Below are 17736 nucleotides of genomic sequence, written 5' to 3'. Positions count from 1 at the left end.
GGGCGGGCTGCGATGAGTCAGACCGGATCCCTCATGGGCTTCGTGCACCGGCGTCGCCGGGGTGCGGAGCTGTTCCTGCTCGTCCTGGCGCTCGCGGTCGGGATCGGCGCGTACGCCGCGGTCGGCCTCGGCGTCGAGGGAGCCGTGCCGACCGACCTCGTCGGCTACGGCGGCTGGCTCACCGGGCTGATCGTCGCCGCCCACGTGACGGTCCGCATCGTCGCGCCGTACGCCGACCCGGTGCTGCTGCCGCTCGTCGCCGCGCTCAACGGGCTCGGCCTCGCGGTCATCCACCGCCTCGACCTGACGTACGAGGCGCTCGGGGAGGACCAGCACACCTTCGCGCGCCAGCAGCTGACCTGGATGACCCTCGGGGTGGTGCTCTTCATCGGTGCACTGTTCCTGCTGCGCGACCACCGCGTGCTCCAGCGGTTCACCTACACCGCCGGCCTGATCGGCATCCTGCTGCTGGTCCTCCCCTTCCTGCCCGTGATCGGCAACAAGATCAACGGCGCCCGGATCTGGATCAACGTCGCCGGGTTCTCGTTCCAGCCCGGCGAGGTCGCCAAGGTGATGCTGGTGATCGCGTTCTCCGGCTACCTCGTCCTCCACCGCGACGCCCTGGCCCTGGCCGGACGGCGCGTGGTCTTCGTCGACCTCCCGCGCGGGCGCGACCTCGGCCCGATCATGGCGATGTTCGGCGTCTCGATGATGATCCTGGTCCTGCAGAACGACCTCGGGTCGTCGCTCCTGTTCTTCGGCCTCTTCCTCGCCATGCTCTACGTCTCCACCGAGCGCGCCGGCTGGCTGGTCGTCGGCGGCCTGCTGTTCGGGGCCGGGGCGCTGGCGGCGTACACGTTCGTCGGCAACGTGCAGAACCGCTTCGACATCTGGCTGCACCCGATGGACTACTACCCCGGCGTGAGCTACCAGCCGGTCGAGGCCCTGTTCGGCATGGGCTGGGGCGGGCTGATCGGCCGCGGCCTCGGCAACGGCTTCCCCGAGCGGGTGCCGTTCGCGTACTCCGACTTCATCCTCGCCACCATCGGCGAGGAGCTCGGCCTGACGGCAGTCATGGCGATCATCGTCTGCTACGGCCTCATCGTGGAGCGCGCGCTGCGCATCGCGCTGATCTCGCGCGACGGCTTCGGCAAGCTGCTCGCGGTCGGGCTCGGCTCGATCGTCGCGCTGCAGGTCTTCGTCGTCATCGGCGGCGTGACCGGACTGATCCCGCTGACCGGCCTCACCACCCCGTTCCTGTCCTACGGCGGCTCCTCGCTGGTCGCCAACTGGGTGATCATCGCCCTGCTGCTGCGGATCTCCGACCAGGCCCGCCGCCCCGCGCCACGGCTGGAACCGGCCGACGACGCCTCCGACGACAGCGAGACGACCCAGGTGGTGAAGCTCCGATGAACAAGCCGATCCGAGTCGTGTCCGTCTTCTGCCTGGTGCTGTTCCTCGCGCTCATGGTCAACGCGACCTACCTGATGTACGTCCGCGCGGACGGGCTGTCCGACGACCCGCGCAACCGACGGATCATCACCGCGACGTTCTCCCGCGAGCGCGGGGCGATCCTCGTCGGCAAGGAGGCCATCGCCCGCAGCGTGCCCTCGAACGACAAGTACAAGTTCCAGCGCACCTACTCCGAGCCGTTCAAGTACGCCCCGATCACCGGCTACTTCTCCTGGTACAGCCAGACCGGGGTGGAGCGCTCGCAGAACTCCGTGCTCGCCGGCGACGACTCGCGCCTCTTCGTCACCCGCCTCGTCGACCTGCTGAGCAACACCGACCCCAAGGGCGGCAACGTCCTGCTCACGATCAACGCCGCTGCGCAGGACGCCGCCTGGGCCGGCCTGGAGAACCTTCCGGGCGACGCGCAGGGCGCCGTGGTCGCGCTCGAGCCGACGACGGGCCGGGTGCTGGCCATGGCCTCCACCCCGACGTTCGACCCCAACGGCTTCGCCTCCCACGACTTCACCGCGGTCTCCGACCTCGGCAAGTTGCTCAACGCCGACGAGCGCGAACCGTTGATCAACCGTGCCATCGGCACCACGCTCCCGCCGGGGTCGACGTTCAAGCTCGTCACCGCGGCCGCGGCGATCGAGTCGGGCAACTACGACGCCGACTCGATGGTGCCGGGCGGCTACCGGTTCCAGCTGCCGCAGTCCGACACGACCATCGGCAACTACGACGACGGCAACTGCGGCGGCCGCCGGATCACCCTGACCCAGGCCCTCCAGGTCTCCTGCAACGTCACCTTCCTGACGCTCGCCAACGAGCTGGGCAACGACGCGATGGCCGAGCAGGCCGAGAAGTTCGGCTTCAACGACACCTCGCTCGAGGACCTCGCCGGGCAGGCGCAGTCGCTCTACCCGCGCGACATGGACGCCCCGCAGACCGCGATGTCCGGCATCGGCCAGTCGAGCGTCACCGCGACGCCGCTGCAGATGGCGATGGTCGCCGCCGCCATCGCCAACGACGGCGACGTGATGCGCCCGTACGTCGTCGACGAGGTCCGCGCCCCCAACCTGTCCGTGCTCGACCGCACCGACACGCAGAGCATCAGCAAGGCCATCTCCAGCACCACCGCCGACGAGCTGACCAAGATGCTCGTGGCCACCGTCGCCGACGGCACGGCCGCCCCCGCGCAGATCCCGGGCGTCGACGTCGCGGGCAAGACCGGCACGGCCCAGTCCTCGGGCGACCGCCCGCCGTACGCGTGGTTCGTCTCGTTCGCCCCGGCCGACGACCCCAAGGTCGCCGTCGCGGTGCTCGTGCAGTCGAGCGACACTTCCCCCGACGAGATCGGCGGCGGTGCGCTCGGCGGGCCGATCGCCAAGGCGATCATGGAGGCGGTGATCACCCCGTGACCGCGCTCACGCCGGGGGGACACGTCGACGAGGCCCGCCGCTACGTCCTGGAGTCGCGCATCGCCACCGGCGGGATGGGCGAGGTCTGGTCGGCGCGCGACACGGTGCTCAACCGGCCGGTCGCGGTGAAGGTGCTCAAGACCGAGTACGCCGACGACCCGCTCTTCCGGCAGCGGTTCGAGATCGAGGCACGGCACGCCGCGGCCCTCCAGCACCCGGGCATCGCCTCCGTCTACGACTACGGCGCGAGCTCGCTCGACGACGGGTCGTCGACGCCGCGGCCCTACCTGGTGATGGAGCTCGTCGAGGGCCAGCCGCTCTCCGCCCTCCTGCGACCCGGTGCCCCGCTCGACCCCGACGTGGCCCGCGACCTGGTCGCCCAGGCGGCCACCGCCCTCGGCGTCGCGCACGCCGCCGGCATCGTGCACCGCGACGTCAAGCCGGCCAACCTGCTCGTCACGCCCGACCGTCGCGTCAAGGTCACCGACTTCGGCATCGCCCGCGCGGCCGAGGGCATGGGGCTCACGCAGACCGGCGAGGTGATGGGCACGCCCGCCTACATCTCGCCCGAGCAGGCCGAGGGTGGGACGGCCACCGCCGCCTCCGACGTGTACGCCCTCGGGGTCGTCGCCTACGAGTGCCTGGTCGGCGCCAAGCCCTTCGTCGCCGACAGCCCGGTCGCCACCGCGATCGCCCACCTGCGCAACCCCGTCCCCGAGCTGCCCGACAGCGTGCCCGGCGACCTCGCCGCGGTCGTACGCCGCGCCCTGTCCAAGGCGCCCGGCGACCGGTTCGCCGACGGCGCGGCCTTCGCCCAGGCGCTGCGTGACCCGGGATCGGCGGCGGCCGCGACGACCGTCGCCGCACCCGCCGTGGCCCCGGTCGCCGCCGACGGCACCCAGGTGATGCCGGTGGCTCCGGCCGCCCGGCCGACCCCAGCTCCCGCCCCGGCCCCGCGCGAGCGACGTACGCCGTCCGCGGTGCCCTGGCCCCTGGTGCTCGGCATCGCCGCCGTGCTCCTCGCGGTGCTGGTGGCCGTCTGGCTCGGCTCCCGCGACACCGAGCAGACGTCCGGCACGGACGAGCCGGCGCAGACGCCCAGCCGGTCGGCCAGTGAGACCCCCTCCGAGACCCCCTCGGACACGCCGAGCGAGACTCCGTCGGAGACGCCCAGTGAGACGCCGACCGAGCCCGAGGCGGCAACCGTCGAGGTGGATCCCGCGTCCTACGTCGGGCGCGACCGCAAGGACGTCGAGAAGGAGCTGCGCGAGCTGGGCCTCGAGCCGGTCCCCGTGGAGCTGGAGAACCCCGGTGACCAGCCGGACGGCATCGTGGAGTCCGTGGAGCCGTCGGGCACGTTGCAGGAGGGCGACTCGGTGACCGTCAGCTACTGGAGCAAGGTCCCGCCCGGGCAGAAGGACGAGGAAGGAGGCGAGGCAGGATGACGCAGCCGGAGCCGACCCTGATCGGTGGCCGCTACGAGCTCGGCGAGACCCTGGGCCGCGGCGGCATGGCCGAGGTCCGCAAGGGCAAGGACCTGCGGCTCGGCCGCACGGTGGCGGTCAAGCGACTGCGCACCGACCTCGCGAGCGACGCGACGTTCCAGGCCCGCTTCCGACGCGAGGCGCAGTCGTCGGCCTCGCTGAACCACCCCGCCATCGTCTCGACGTACGACACGGGCGAGGAGATGGCGACCGACGGCTCCGGCGTCGCGCAGCCGTACATCGTCATGGAGTGTGTCGAGGGACGCACGTTGCGCGACATCGTCCGCGAGGGCCGCAGGATCCTGCCCGAGCGGGCCCTGGAGATCACCGCGGGCGTGCTGTCGGCACTCGACTACAGCCACCGCGCCGGCATCATCCACCGCGACATCAAGCCCGGCAACGTGATGCTCACGCCGTCCGGCGACGTCAAGGTGATGGACTTCGGCATCGCCCGCGCGATCTCCGACGCCTCGTCCACGATGACCCAGACCGCGGCCGTCGTCGGCACCGCGCAGTACCTCTCCCCCGAGCAGGCGCGCGGCGAGACCGTCGACTCGCGCTCCGACGTCTACTCCACCGGCTGCCTCCTGTACGAGCTGCTCACCGGCCGCCCGCCCTTCGTCGGCGACAGCCCGGTCGCCGTGGCCTACCAGCACGTCCGCGAGCAGGCCCCGCCGCCGTCCGACCTCGACGACCAGCTCGACGCCGAGATCGACGCGATCGTGATGAAGTCCCTCGCCAAGCGCGTGGAGGACCGTTACCAGAGCGCCGCGGCGATGAAGGCCGACATCGAGCGCTACCTCGCGGGCCACCCGATCCAGGCCCCGGCCGTGGTCCCGGTCGAGGAGACGACGTACGCCCCTCCGCCTGCCGACGCGACGACCACGATGGCCGCGGCCGCCGTCGGCGCCCCGCCCCCGGGCCGGGACGAGCCGCATCGCAGCCGCGCCGGCTGGTGGCTCTTCGGTGGCCTCCTGGTGGTCGCCCTGCTGCTCGCGGGCGCCTACTTCATGAACGACGCCCTGTTCGACGACGCGCCCACCCGCGAGGCCGTGCCCAACCTGGTCGGCATGACCGAGGAGGAGGCCGGACTCGCGATCGTGGAGAGCGGCTTCGACGTCGGACGGGTCACCCGCGACACCTCCGACACCGTCCCCGCCGACACCGTCATGTCGCAGGACCCCGACCGCGACACGTTCCAGGAGCCCGGGACGTCGATCGACTTCGTCCTCTCGTTGGGCAAGCCCGAGGTCGAGGTCCCCTTCGTCGTGGGCCGGCCCCGCAAGGAGGCGCGCGAGCTGATGCTCGCCGCCGACCTCAAGGTGCGCTTCGAGGAGGAGGACTCCGACGAGGAGAAGTTCCAGGTCCTGGCCACCACCCCCACCGCCGGCACTGCCGTCGCGGAGGGCACCACGATCGTGCTCACCTACTCCGACGGTCCCGAGCAGGTCCCGGACGTCCGCGGCCTCAAGCAGGGCGAGGCCGAGCGGACGATCCGCGAGGCCGGCTTCGTGCCGGACGTACGCACCGACGCGACCTCCGTCGAGCCCAAGGGGACGGTCGTCGACCAGATCCCGGCCGGCGGCACTGAGGACCAGGGGACGACGATCGTGATCTTCGTGTCGGCCTACGAGGAGCCGGTCATTCCCACGGAGACGCCGACGGAGACCCCCACCGAGACGCCCACGACGCCGGTGGTCCCGACCGAGCCGCCGACCACGCCGAGCGGGCGGGTCACTCCGGGATCGGGGTCGCGTAGGTGAGGTCGAGCAGTCCGGCGTAGGCCGGCGCGACCGCGGAGTCCAGGGCCGTCATGTCCCAGGACACGCCACCGCCCGGGATGTCGGTGTAGTCGCGATAGGTCGCGAGGATCGGGTCCGTGATCAGCTCGGCCTCGAGCCGCGCCTGGTCCCCGATGCCCACGATGACGTAGGGCGGGGAGTAGGGCAGCCCGTGGAGGGTCACCTGGTTGCCCTCGCACTTGATGCCGGTCGTGGAGATCAGCCGCTGGCCCTGGATCGTCACCGCCGTCGCGCCCGCGCTCCACATCGCGTTGGCCACCGCCTGGATGTCCTGCTGGTGGACGACGAGGTCGTTGGGATTGTCCTCGTACGCCTCGCGCACCTCGAACGACGCGTCGTCCAGGGTGACCTGGATCGCCGACCCCGACTTCTCCGTCAGCCCGGCCGGGTCGACCAGCGTGGCGATCTCGTCCTGCACCCGGGAGACCGAGCGGTCGCCGAGCTGGGTGCTGAGGTCCTCGACCTCGGCGTTGAGGTCGGCGGCCTGGGCGGTCAGGTCGCCCGCCCGATCACGCTCGGCGCGTACGACCGACGCCAGGTCGGTCAGCCTGCCGCCCCTCAGGTCGAGCCCGTCGCTCTGCTCAGCGCTCACCCCGAACAGGGTCCCGCTCATCAGCACGACCAGCGGCGTCGCCACCCGCCAGACGCGGCGACGTCCGGGGGATGAATGGGGCTCCGGCGACATGCCGACTACGCTAACCCCCCGGCGGGCGCTCCGGCGCCCCGGAGCGGCGCGCCACGGCGTGCACCCTCGCCCACCACACTCGTCGAACCACAGGAGCAGCAGTGTCGAAGTCCAGCGCGATCACCACCGAGGAGAAGAGCACGCTCTTCACCGTCAGGTTCCTGATCAGCCTGCTGCTGGTCGTCGCCGGCATCGCCTGGCTCGTCTTCTACTACACCCAGGCCCGCGGCAACCCGCTCGCCTTCCCGCCGGTCGAGGGTTCGCCCAAGGCCGTCGCCGACCTCGGCGACTGGAACTACGCCATCGGCTTCGGGCTGCTCATGCTCGGCCTGATCGTCTCCGCGCACCCCTCGACCCCGCTCGGCCGTGGCCGCGGCGTCGTCATCGGCATGCTGGCCTGCTTCCTCATCGGCCTGCTGTGGATCTGCACCTTCTACGTGTTCTCCGACGACCTCTCCAGCCTGTGGCTCTTCAACGACCTCGGCCAGTGGAACCTCGTCGTCGGCATCGCGTTCATGGCGGTCGGGTTCAGCTTCGCGACCAAGTGGGAGTAGGTTCTCCCTCGGCCCGCTGAACGGGCCCCGCGCCTCGAGCGGTGAGTGAGGCGCCTTCCTGGGGAAGGGAAGGCGTCTCTCTCACCGCTCGAGTCGATTTCGGGCGTACGCCGCACCGGGAGCGGTGCGTGAGGCGGCTTCCGCGCGCTCGGAGGCCGCCTCACGCACCGCTCGTGCAGGCGTTCGGATTTCCACACTGTGGACAACTCCTGTGGAGAATTACACGCGTGTAGTTATCCACAGCTGTGTACACACCTGTGGGTAACTCCGCCGACGACAGAGCCCCCGCCACCACCGTCGTACGACGCGGTGCGGGGGATCCGGCCGGAGATCGATCTCGCTCAGGCGAGCATGCTGATCCGGAGGCCGGTGAGGACGAGCAGGACGCCCGTGAGGACGGCCAGCCCACTCCACTGGACGACCGAACGGTTCGACTTCGGCGCGTACGCGATGATCGCCGCCGCGGCCAGGCCGCCGAGGAACCCGCCGAGGTGCCCCTGCCACGAGATCATCCGCCAGCCGACGACGGTGATGATCACGCCGAGGGTCAGGTTCTGCACCAGCCACTGCGAGTTGAGCCGGGCCTTGCGGGCCGTCACCAGCAGCGCGCCGAGCAACGCGAACAACGCCCCGGACGCCCCGAGGGTCGAGCTGTGCTCACCGCTGAGGAAGAGCACCAGCACCGACGAGGCCAGCCCGCCGATCAGGTAGACGGCGAGGAACCTCGCCCGTCCGATGATCCCTTCGAGGGCGGGACCGAAGATGTACAGCGCGAACAGGTTCAGCGCGACGTGCCAGATCTCCACGTGGGTGAAGTTGCTGGTGATCAGCTGCCACCAGGCGCCGTCGGCGACGCCCGCGTGCCACTCGGTGATGGGGAGCGTCGAGCACGTGGCCCGGTCCGTCACGTCCGGGTAGAAGCGACCCGACCCGTCGGACAGCTCGCACAGCCCTGTCGGTGCCAGCGAGAACAGGTTGGCGAGTCGTGAGGCTCCACCGCCCGTGGCCGCGATCACGAGCCACACCACGGCGTTGATGCCGATCAGCACGTACGTCGTCAGGCGCGGGTCGGCGCTGCGCTCGCCGCCGTACATCGCCCGGTTCTGGCGCGAGCCCTTGCTGGCCGCCTTGACGCAGTCGGGGCAGTGGAAGCCGACGGCTGCGTCGCGCATGCAGTCGGGGCAGATCGGCTTGTCGCAGCGCTGGCAGCGGATCCAGGTCTCGCGATCGGGGTGCCGGTAACAGGTCGGCACCCCGGTCGCGGGCACGCCCTCGGTCGGTTCGGTCACGGCGTCAGTGGCTCGGGGGCGGTGGGTGGTCGGTCAGCGCTCGATGGTGACGGACTCGATCACCACGGGCTCGGCGGGACGGTCCATCGCACCGGTCGCGGTGGTGCCGATGGCGTCGACCACGTCGCGGCTGGACTGGTCGGCCACCTCACCGAAGATCGTGTGCTTGCGGTTGAGCCACGGGGTGGCGCCGAGGGTGATGAAGAACTGCGAGCCGTTGGTGCCGGGGCCGGCGTTGGCCATCGCGAGCAGGTAGGGCTTGTCGAAGACGAGCTCGGGGTGGACCTCGTCCTTGAACGTGTAGCCCGGGCCGCCGGTGCCGGTGCCGAGCGGGCACCCGCCCTGGATCATGAACCCGTCGATCACCCGGTGGAAGCCGAGCCCGTCGTAGTACTTCTCCCCGCTGCGGCCCGCGTCGTCGCGGTAGTCCTTGGTGCCCTCGGCGAGGCCGACGAAGTTGTCGACGGTCTCGGGGGCGTGGTTCGGGAAGAGGTTGATGACGATGTCGCCCCGGTTGGTCTTGAGGGTCGCCTTCTGGTCGGCCATGGGATGTGCCTCTCGCATGTGGGTCAACTGCTGGGTCTGGGTGCACGCCGAGCGTGCGCCTCGATCCTGCCACGCGGCACCCACGCTCCGGCCCGTGCCCCAGCCGGTGCCGGGTCCCCCCACCCGGACGGGGCTGGTCGGCTCAGGGTGGGCATGGTGAGATGGAGGCTCACAGACTTAGGAGGTCAGGCATGCCTTTCGGCCGCAAGAAGTCCCTCATGGACCGCGCCCACGACTACGTCGACCAGCTCACGGACCAGCTCACGGAGACCGTCATCCCCCAGCTGGAGTCGGCGTGGGAGCAGGCCGTGGACAAGGCCGGGCCGGCCCTCACCGACGCGCGCGACAAGGCGACGCCCCTCATCGAGGAGGGCCGCGCGCGCGCCGCCGAGGCCGCCACTGCCGGCGCCGCGGTTGCCGCCGCCAAGGCCACCGAGGCCCGCGAGAAGGCCGCACCGCTGCTGGCCGACTACCGCGCCAGCGCCGCCGAGAAGGCCTCCGCCGGCGCCGCGATCGCCGCCGAGCGGGCGGCCTCCGGCCGTGACGCCGCGATCGCCAGGGCCAACGAGCTGCGTGGCATCGAGCCCGAGCCCAAGGGCGGCAAGCTCAAGAAGGTGCTGCTGCTCGGCGGCCTCCTCGCCATCGGCGGCGTGATCTTCAGCAAGCTCAAGGGCAAGCAGGACGAGAGCGCCAACTGGCAGTCGACGTACGTCCCGCCGGCCCCGCCGAAGCCGGCCGCCCCGGCAGCGCCGGTGACCCCGGCCACGACGTCGGTCGACCCGAACGCCGACCCGCTCAACGACCCGATCGAGGAGGTCACCGCCGACGACGTGGTGACCGCCGACCCGCCGGCCACCGACGACATCGGTGGCGGCGCCCCCGGTGAGGCGATCAGCGACGCAGTCGAGGGCGCGCACGACGCGACCACTCCCGACGAGCCCGCCGAGATCATCGACATCGAGGACGTCCCGAAGAAGAAGTAGCCCCCCGCACGCACCCCTGCCTCGAGCGGTGGTCCACCCACACTTTCGGCGTACGAGATGTGGCTGGGCCACCGCTCGAGTTGCGTTCACGGTCGTGGCGGTGGTCCACCCACTGTCCCGGCGCGCAGAGTGTGGCTGGACCACCGCTCAGGAGTCGACGCGGTTCTCCTCGATCCACGCATCGACTTGCTCCCACCAGCCGTAGAGCCACTCGATCCGCTCGTCGCGGCCCTCGGGGATCTCGTCGCGGGAGACCTGCCACCACCGCATGGTGATCTGCTTGTCCATCGGCAGCTCGCGCCACAGGTCGCTCACCGTCACCAGGTGGTCGAGGCCGGTGTGCGCGACCATCAGCACGTCGGCGTCGGGTGCGGCGTCCAGCGCTGCCAGTACGCCGCCCGGGCGCGGCGCCAGCACGTGGGTCATGTCCTCGGCGCGCACCGCCATCCGCTCGAGGCCGAGCCTGCGCAGCCGCGCGATGGCCTTCTCGCGGCGCGCGGCCGTGAAGTTGCCGCCCTCGGGGAAGATCACGAAGGCGTCGTTGTGGTCGAGGCCCGTCGCCAGGTGCGCGATCTGCGACTCGAGGTCCTCGCCGGCCTCCGGGTTGGGCGAGATGAAGCGGGCCGGGATCCGCCGCAGGACGACGTCGATCGCCGGGTCCCAGGCGAGCGTGTTCTTGAGGACCACCCGCGGCTCGCGGGCGTACCAGTGGAGGAGTGCGTACATCAGGATGAACGAGTCGCCGGGCCCCGCGTGGCGGCACATCACCAGCACCGGACCCGCGGGCACCCGCGGCGGGTGGGGGCCGTCGGTGCGGATCCGCAGCGCCAGGACGCGCCGTGCCTCGCGGAAGAAGACCAGCAGCGTCCCCTGCACCAGGTCGTAGTGGATGCCGGCGAAGTACGGCGAACGGATCCGCCAGCCGAACCCGCTGGCGAGCCACAGACCCAGCATCACGGCCAGGAGCAGCGTCTCGAAGGTCAGGTAGACGACCAGGACCCACAGCAGCCGGAGCGCCCGCCACCGCCCCGGCAGCAGCGGCGACAGGGCGGCCGCGGTGAGCAGCCACAGCGGGAACGTCACCCAGAGGGCGATGGTCAGCCCGATCACGGCCGGCGCGACGACCAGGCGGCGCAGCGCCCAGACGGCGGGGTGGTTCACGACCGGCCGAGAGCGTCGTCGAGATAGGCACGCGAGGCGACGTACGTCGCGTCGATGCGGGCCTGTACGCCGCTGAAGTCCCGGTGTGCCAGCAGGGAGTCGTCGCGCGACGAGGTGCCGCCGGCGGGCAGCACGTGGGCCTCGACGCCGTCGGGGATGGTGGCCATGTCGCGCATGAACCGGTGCCGGCGCGCGACCTCGAAGCTGACCCGGGCGACCTCCCAGGGCCGCTTCGGCGGAGTGAGCGGGCGATCGATGCGGCCGACCTGCAGGACGAAGACGCGGGTGGCGCCGAGCTCGACCGCGCGACCGACGGGCACGGAGTTCACCAGGCCGCCGTCGAGGAAGTGCTCGCCGTCGATCTCGGCCGGCGGCAGCAGCCCGGGGACGGCGGCGCTCGCCAGGATCGCCGGCACGATGGGCCCGGTGGTGAACCAGTGCTCGGCGGCCCGCTCGATGCTCGCCGCGCAGACGCCCAGCCGCACCGGCAGGTCCTCGAACCGGCTGTCGCCGAACTCCTCCTCGAGCCGCGTCCGCAGGGGCCTGGAGGAGTAGATGTGGGTGCCGGTCGACACGGCCCGGCGCACCGTACGCAGCGGGCGGTCGCCGTACACGTCGCGGCTGCGCGCGGTCGCGACCCACAGGTCGGTGAGGCGCTCGACCACCGCGAGGTCGGGCTGGCGGGCCACCATCGCGCCGTTGAGGGCGCCGACGCTGGTGCCGAGCACGAGGTCGGGGACGATGTCGCGCTCGAGGAGCGCGCGCAGCATGCCGACCTCGACCGCACCGAGGACGCCTCCGCCACCGAGCACGAAGGCGGTGGTCACGGACCTACACCAGCTCGGGGTGCTCGGCGCGCACCCGCTGCGTCGCGCGGTGCTCGGCCCAGAAGGACAGCAGCGGGATGGTGCCGCAGACCAGCGTGACGAGCGTGAAGGGCAGGTCCCAGCCGGCGCGACGCGAGAGCAGGAAGGCGCTCAGCAGGAAGATCATGTAGAGCCAGCCGTGCGCGACGCCGAGGTAGGTCGTGATCAGCTCGCCGAGGTCGTTGACGTCGGAGCCGGTCGTCACCCACGCCGGGGTGCTGTCGAAGACGCCCCACATGGGCGAGCCGTCGAAGTTGGCGAGCGGGACGCCGACGAGGATCAGGACCACGAGCAGGACGCCGACGATCGTGGCCATCACGCGGTAGGCGGTGAGGTTGCGGGACACGCTCGCCAACTTATCGGGCACTGCCTATCCGTCGACCGGTTGCCCGAGCGGGGCGACCTGGGGTGCCGTCGCGTCCTGTCGCCAGCGCCACCAGATGAACGCGGCGAAGGCCCCGAAGATCCACCACTCGATGGCGTAGAGCAGGTTGCGGACCCCGGTGAACCGGCTCGGGCTCGGCAGCGCCTCGAGCTCCGCGGCCTCCAGCCCGGCGGCCGGTTCCTGGCTCACGGCGTACGCGGAGTAGAGGTCGACGTCGACGCGCTGGATGGCGTCGGCGACCCGGATCTCCGGGAACACGTCGTCCTCCGGGTCGTCGTCGGTGGCCATGCTGCCCTCGGGCGCCTGGAGCCAGCCGGTGACGTCGGCGTCGCCGCTCGCGGCGAGCAGCGCGGGGTCGGGCTCGGGCGCCCACCCGCGTACGACGAGCAGCGCGGCGTCGCCGACCTGCAGGGGTGCGACGGCCCAGTAGCCCGGCCGGTCACCGAGCGCGCGGTCCCTCACCCAGAACCCGCCGTCGATCCAGGTGCCCGACAGCTCGACCGGTCGGCCCACGTCCTGGCCGGGGAACGGGTCGTCGCTGCCCATCACGTCGTCCAGCGGCACGGGGGCGGTGCCGGTCAGGTCGCGGGCCTCGGCGTCGCGGTGCGCCTGCCACGCGTCGTACTGCCACAGACCGAGCGCGCCCGCGATGCCGACCAGCACGAGGGTCAGGGCCGCCGCGCCGAGGTCGGTCAGCAGGCCGGGTCGGCGGGGGGCGGTCACGCCTCGATTGTCCCAGCCACCCGGTCGCCGACGCTCAGCGCACCAGCTCGTCGCGCCGTCGGGTGAGGTACGCCGTCTCGGCTGTGTTGCCGGCGAGCGCGATCGCCCGGTCGTACGCCTCCCGCGCCTCGGCGCTGCGGCCGAGTCGGCGCAGCAGGTCGGCGCGCGTCGCGTGGAAGGCGTGGTAGCCGTCGAGCGACAGCGGGTCGACCAGCGCAAGTGCGACGTGCGGTCCGTCGAGCTCGGCGACCGCGACGGCCCGGTTGAGCGCGACGACCGGCGAGGGGTCGAGCCGGACGAGCTGGTCGTACAGCGCGACGACTTGCGACCAGTCGGTGTCGCGGGCGTCCCGCGCGTCGGTGTGCACGGCGTTGATTGCTGCCAGCACCTGGTAGCGGCCGGGCGCCTGCCCAGAGGAGAGCCGCTCCCGGACGAGCACGTGCCCCTCGGCGATGAGACGGGAGTCCCACGCGCCGCGGTCCTGCTGGTCGAGCGTCACCAGCTCGCCGACGGCGGACACGCGGGCGGGGCGTCGGGCCTCGGTGAGCAGCATCAGCGCGAGGAGCCCGACCACCTCGCCGTCGTCGGGCAGCAGCTCGCGCACCAGGCGGGTGAGTCGGATCGCCTCGGCGGTGAGGTCGGCGCGGACGGCATCGGTGTCCTCGCCGGTGGCGAGGTAGCCCTCGTTGAAGACGAGGTAGAGCACGGCCAGGACGCCCGCGACCCGCGACGGCAGGTCGGCGGTCGCCGGCACGCGGTACGGGATGCCGGCGGCCTTGATCTTGGCCTTCGCGCGGGTGATCCGCTGGGCCATCGTCGTCTCCTGCACGAGGAAGGCGTGCGCGATCTCGGCGACCGTCAGGCCACCGACCATCCGCAGCGTCAGCGCGACCCGGGCCTCCACCGCGAGGGCGGGGTGCGCGCAGGTGAAGAGCATCCGGAGCCGGTCGTCGTCGATGGCGCCGACCGGTTCGGGGGGTCCGGCGAGCTGGTCGGTGAGCATCTGCGCCTCCTGCTGCTTCGCGTCGCGGCGGCCCTCCCGGCGTACGCGGTCGAGGGCCTTGTTGCCCGCGGTCGTGGTGAGCCAGCCGCCGGGATGGGGAGGTACGCCGTCGGCGGGCCAGCGCTCGACGGCGGTCGCGAACGCCTCGGCCGCCGCGTCCTCGGCGATGTCGAGGTCGCCGAACCGCCGGGCGATGGTGGCCACGACCCGGGCCCACTCGTCGCGGTGGACCCGGGCGATGACCTCGTCGACGTCGCTCACGCGATCCCGTCGAAGGGCCGGACCTCGATCTTGCGGTGGCACGCCTTCGACCCGCCCGCCGCCAGCTCGAGCGCGACGTCGAGGTCGTCGGCCTCGATGACCCAGAAGCCGGCCAGGAACTCCTTGGTCTCGGCGAACGGACCGTCGGTGATCGCGGTCTCGCCCGAGCGGGCGTCGACGACCGTCGAGGCGTCGAGCCGCTCGAGACCTCCGGCGAAGACCCAGTAGCCGTCGTCCTTGAGCTGCTGGTTGAAGGTGTCGACCGCACCGGGCTCGTCGGCCGGGCTCGGGTTGGCGGAGTCGTCGATCACGGAAAGGAGGTAGTGCATGTCGGTCATCCCCATCGGCTGCGGGCGACCCCTGCTGGGCGGCCTCTCACCCCTACTACGAACGCGTCGAGGTCGATACGACACCACCGCCCGATGGATTTTTCACTCCACGTCAGGACGACCAGCAGCTCGTCAACCGGGCGGGGCGAGACGTGTCGACCCGGATCACAGGACAGTCGATCGCTGCGAGCCACTCCTCGCGGTACGGGCTTCTGGTGAAGCAGGTGTCGGTGGCGAGCCGAGGTCCCACAACACGGGTGCGAGTGGGTCCGGCTCGTAGCTGCAGTACGTACCGGTGCGCACCGTGCGGCCCAGATGGGCGCCGAGCTCGCTGTGGGAAGCCTTGAGCTTGCTCAGTGCGTAGCGGAGGGAGCGCGTGACGCTGCTGCGCGCTCGCTCGGACGTGCCTCCGACCGTACGAGCTCGGCCACCGAGACCTACGGCCCTGGTGAGCTCGGCCACCAGGTAGTCCCGGTCGCGCTGCGCCAACGACCGGCGGGCCAGGTCGTGCATCGCTTCAGCCTCGGCGAGGTCCTCCTCCACCTCGACCAAGCGTCTCCGATAGGCGTTCCGTGCCTCGTCGTCGAGCACCGGCAGACCGACGTCAGGTGCCGGCGCGACGTCACCTTGCCTGCGTCCTTCGGTCGACCGCACGCGAAGAGTCCCGTGCTCGACCGCCACCAGGTCGATCACGTGGAACTCGCGGCCCGGCTCGGCCAGCAGTCGCTCGAGGTAGCGCAGGCCCTTCAGGTCTGGCATCACCACCTCCCGGTCGCGGAAGCACACCAGGTGGCCTCGACCGGTTCGTCGGAGGACCGCGGTTGCCGCTGCAGGGGGCTCGATGACAGCGGGCCTCGGATGCAGCGTCTCAGGGGCCGCGGCCAGAAGCTCTCGCATCTGGGCCGCCCGACCGATCGCACCGAACCCGGTGAAGCTCGCCATGGCGGTCGTCCACTCGACGTGCGCGCGTGCCGTGCCACCGGCGAGGTGGTGCGCCTGGCCAAGCACCACTCGCGCCTGCGCCGCCTCGTACGGTGCTCCCATGTCCGTCCAGGCGGCCATGGCTGCGGAGGCGGCGTCGATCGCGGCGTCGATGTCACCGTCGAGCAGTGCCTCGCGGGCGGTGGCCAGCGCGGCCGATGCCGCCAGTCCCGGGCTTGGGTATCGCCCGGCGATGTCACGAAGGGCTGTCGCCGCGACGGTGAGGGTCGATGCGTCCTTCGCCGCTGCTGCGATCTCGGCCTGCGCGTCGTACAGGGGTGCGAGACGCAGGTCGCCGAACGGCGGCCGTTCCTTCCACGGCACCTCGATGGGGTGCTCGATGGCGTTCGAGACCAGGTCGGCAGCCACCACCACATCGCCTTGGGCGAGCCGTAGCAGGGCGAGCCCCGGGTGCGGGCACCACGCATGCTCGTGTGCAGCAAGGAAGGCCTCCTCCGCGCCGAGGAGATCACCTTTGCGCAGTCTGATGTTCCCCAGCTCGACGAGCGGCCAGCCGAACTCGCGTCGCATCCAGGGTCGGAGCTCCTCGCATGCGCCGAGGGCTTCCGCCTCGGCCACGTCGCAGGGTCCGGTCAGTCTCAGGAGCTCTGCCCTGTGCACGCGGCAGCGGCCATGGATGCCCCCGTAGGCCGTGCCGTGGCTCCACCGTTCCATGACCTCGGTCCACTCCCGCGCCCGGTCGTGGAGGAAGAGCCCCTGTGCAGCGCAGATGAGCTCGCAATACATCATCCCGGTCGTCAACGGATCAACCTCGCCGAGCATCAGCTGCACCGCGACGTCATCGAGGAGCTCAAGTCCCTCGTCGACCAGTCCCTCGGCGATCAGCAGGCGACCTGTCGCGGTCTGACCGATAGTGACCGCAGGGGGTACGTCCAAGCGCCGACCGAGTTCGATGGAGAGGGTCGCTGAGGCCAAGGCACCGACGGGGTCCCCGCACATCACGCGCTCGTAGGTGCGCGTCATCGCGACGACGGCGTGAGCCGGCGCGTCGGGATGGTTCGCCAGGAGCCGTTCGGCCCGTCGGAGCCAGCCGCGCACCGGCGCCATCAACCCGGTATCGATCATCAAGAACATCGCGACCATGCCAGCCGCCCATGCCGCGTCAGCCTCTGCTCCCTCCTGGAGGCGGAGAGAGTAGAGGTCCTCCCACGAGCCGATGGACAGCTCGAGCTCGCCGACCCCGTACGCCGCCTGGGCGCGCACCGTCAGTACGTCCGGGTCATCGGTGGGCGAGCGCACGCGCCCGACCGCCTCGAGGGCCGCTGGCCAGTCACCGTGCTCGAGCGCTGCCTTCGCGGCCTCCACGTCGGTCACTGTCGCATTGTGACATCGATTGTCACGCCTTGGTGGTGACGGACAACCCCGCCCGTCCCGATCAGAGGACCATGACATGCACCTTGCCAAGCAGGACATTCCCACCCGCATCGACGTGCCTGGCGCCGTTGCTCGACAGCTGCCCGACTTCGGCTCGACCAATGCTGACGAAGCCATCGGCGCGGAGTACTTCTCCCTCGGCGCCGGCACCGACATCGCACCGCTGCTCGTGGGCCTCGAGAACGACCTGTGCCAGTCGCCACACTGGGGTTACTTGATCTCTGGCGAGGTCGTCGTCAGCTACTCCAGTGGAGAGAGCGAGCAGATGACGGGAGGCGACGTCTTCTTCTGGCCCGCCGGGCACAGCGTCGCGGTTCGCCAGGACGCCGAGATCGTCCTCTTCTCCCCGCAGGTCGCACACGGGCAGGTCATCGACCACCTTCGCGCGCAGCTCGTGCCCGCCGGATCCTGAGTCGGCC

General features: G+C 71.4%; 17 protein-coding genes. 7 read left to right on the top strand and 10 right to left on the bottom strand.

What is annotated here, in order from left to right:
* The first annotated feature begins 12 nt into the window (after positions 1-12).
* From EUA94_RS10850 to pknB, 4 genes are read left to right on the top strand one after another with little or no spacing between them, the layout of a single operon-like run.
* A complete protein-coding gene (locus EUA94_RS10850) occupies positions 13-1413 on the top strand; it encodes an FtsW/RodA/SpoVE family cell cycle protein (RefSeq protein ID WP_129426893.1) in 1401 nt (466 codons plus the stop codon).
* Positions 1410-2870 carry a peptidoglycan D,D-transpeptidase FtsI family protein gene (locus EUA94_RS10845; protein WP_129426892.1) on the top strand — a complete coding sequence of 487 codons (1461 nt, stop codon included), beginning with the start codon at positions 1410-1412 and terminating at the stop codon, positions 2868-2870. The genes EUA94_RS10850 and EUA94_RS10845 overlap by 4 nt, the downstream gene beginning before the upstream one ends.
* Positions 2867-4315 carry a serine/threonine-protein kinase gene (locus tag EUA94_RS10840; RefSeq protein ID WP_129426891.1) on the top strand — a complete coding sequence of 483 codons (1449 nt, stop codon included), beginning with the start codon at positions 2867-2869 and terminating at the stop codon, positions 4313-4315. The genes EUA94_RS10845 and EUA94_RS10840 overlap by 4 nt, the downstream gene beginning before the upstream one ends.
* On the top strand, positions 4312-6117 hold the full coding sequence (pknB, locus tag EUA94_RS10835; protein WP_129426890.1) for a Stk1 family PASTA domain-containing Ser/Thr kinase: 1806 nt from the start codon (positions 4312-4314) through the stop codon (positions 6115-6117). Before EUA94_RS10840 ends, pknB begins: the two co-directional genes overlap by 4 nt.
* On the opposite strand, the gene EUA94_RS10830 is transcribed toward pknB, so the two are convergent.
* Positions 6089-6841 (bottom strand): DUF881 domain-containing protein, encoded by a 753-nt coding sequence (locus tag EUA94_RS10830; protein ID WP_129426889.1) that lies wholly within the window; start codon positions 6839-6841, stop codon positions 6089-6091. The two genes, pknB and EUA94_RS10830, sit on opposite strands and share 29 nt — an antisense overlap.
* Before the next feature lie 101 nt (positions 6842-6942).
* On the opposite strand from EUA94_RS10830, the gene EUA94_RS10825 reads away from it, so the two are divergent.
* On the top strand, positions 6943-7395 hold the full coding sequence (locus EUA94_RS10825; RefSeq protein WP_129426888.1) for a cell division protein CrgA: 453 nt from the start codon (positions 6943-6945) through the stop codon (positions 7393-7395).
* Positions 7396-7736: 341 nt separating this feature from the next.
* Here EUA94_RS10825 and EUA94_RS10820 read toward each other — a convergent pair whose 3' ends face one another.
* The gene (locus EUA94_RS10820; RefSeq protein WP_129426887.1) at positions 7737-8684 is read right to left on the bottom strand and encodes a rhomboid family intramembrane serine protease; all 948 of its coding nucleotides are present in this window, start codon (positions 8682-8684) and stop codon (positions 7737-7739) included.
* Between the two features lie 33 nt (positions 8685-8717).
* Positions 8718-9230 carry a peptidylprolyl isomerase gene (locus tag EUA94_RS10815; protein WP_129426886.1) on the bottom strand — a complete coding sequence of 171 codons (513 nt, stop codon included), beginning with the start codon at positions 9228-9230 and terminating at the stop codon, positions 8718-8720.
* Positions 9231-9421: 191 nt separating this feature from the next.
* Here EUA94_RS10815 and EUA94_RS10810 point away from each other — a divergent pair, with 191 nt between their 5' ends.
* Entirely contained in the window at positions 9422-10213 is a 792-nt protein-coding gene (locus EUA94_RS10810; protein ID WP_129426885.1) for a hypothetical protein, read from the top strand.
* Between the two features lie 147 nt (positions 10214-10360).
* On the opposite strand, the gene EUA94_RS10805 is transcribed toward EUA94_RS10810, so the two are convergent.
* The 7 genes from EUA94_RS10805 to EUA94_RS10775 all read right to left on the bottom strand — a co-directional run bounded on the left by EUA94_RS10805 (position 10361) and on the right by EUA94_RS10775 (position 17026).
* Complete coding sequence (locus tag EUA94_RS10805) at positions 10361-11374, bottom strand: 1-acyl-sn-glycerol-3-phosphate acyltransferase (protein WP_129426884.1); 1014 nt, start codon at positions 11372-11374, stop codon at positions 10361-10363.
* Positions 11371-12201 carry a patatin-like phospholipase family protein gene (locus tag EUA94_RS10800; RefSeq protein WP_129426883.1) on the bottom strand — a complete coding sequence of 277 codons (831 nt, stop codon included), beginning with the start codon at positions 12199-12201 and terminating at the stop codon, positions 11371-11373. The genes EUA94_RS10805 and EUA94_RS10800 overlap by 4 nt, the downstream gene beginning before the upstream one ends.
* A gap of 4 nt (positions 12202-12205) precedes the next feature.
* The gene (locus tag EUA94_RS10795; protein WP_242494795.1) at positions 12206-12586 is read right to left on the bottom strand and encodes a DUF3817 domain-containing protein; all 381 of its coding nucleotides are present in this window, start codon (positions 12584-12586) and stop codon (positions 12206-12208) included.
* Positions 12587-12610: 24 nt separating this feature from the next.
* Complete coding sequence (locus EUA94_RS10790; protein WP_129426882.1) at positions 12611-13348, bottom strand: SURF1 family protein; 738 nt, start codon at positions 13346-13348, stop codon at positions 12611-12613.
* Positions 13349-13382: 34 nt separating this feature from the next.
* Positions 13383-14612 (bottom strand): RNA polymerase sigma factor, encoded by a 1230-nt coding sequence (locus EUA94_RS10785; protein ID WP_129426881.1) that lies wholly within the window; start codon positions 14610-14612, stop codon positions 13383-13385.
* The gene (locus tag EUA94_RS10780; RefSeq protein ID WP_129426947.1) at positions 14609-14941 is read right to left on the bottom strand and encodes a YciI family protein; all 333 of its coding nucleotides are present in this window, start codon (positions 14939-14941) and stop codon (positions 14609-14611) included. Before EUA94_RS10780 ends, EUA94_RS10785 begins: the two co-directional genes overlap by 4 nt.
* A 165-nt stretch (positions 14942-15106) precedes the next feature.
* Entirely contained in the window at positions 15107-17026 is a 1920-nt protein-coding gene (locus EUA94_RS10775) for a hypothetical protein (protein ID WP_207210498.1), read from the bottom strand.
* 307 nt (positions 17027-17333) lie between these two features.
* On the opposite strand from EUA94_RS10775, the gene EUA94_RS10770 reads away from it, so the two are divergent.
* Positions 17334-17729 (top strand): cupin domain-containing protein, encoded by a 396-nt coding sequence (locus tag EUA94_RS10770; RefSeq protein WP_129426880.1) that lies wholly within the window; start codon positions 17334-17336, stop codon positions 17727-17729.
* Positions 17730-17736: the final 7 nt, after the last annotated feature.

Source organism: Nocardioides zhouii (genome assembly GCF_004137345.1).
Taxonomy (GTDB): Bacteria; Actinomycetota; Actinomycetes; order Propionibacteriales; family Nocardioidaceae; genus Nocardioides; species Nocardioides zhouii.
This window is presented reverse-complemented; position numbering and strand designations above follow the sequence as displayed.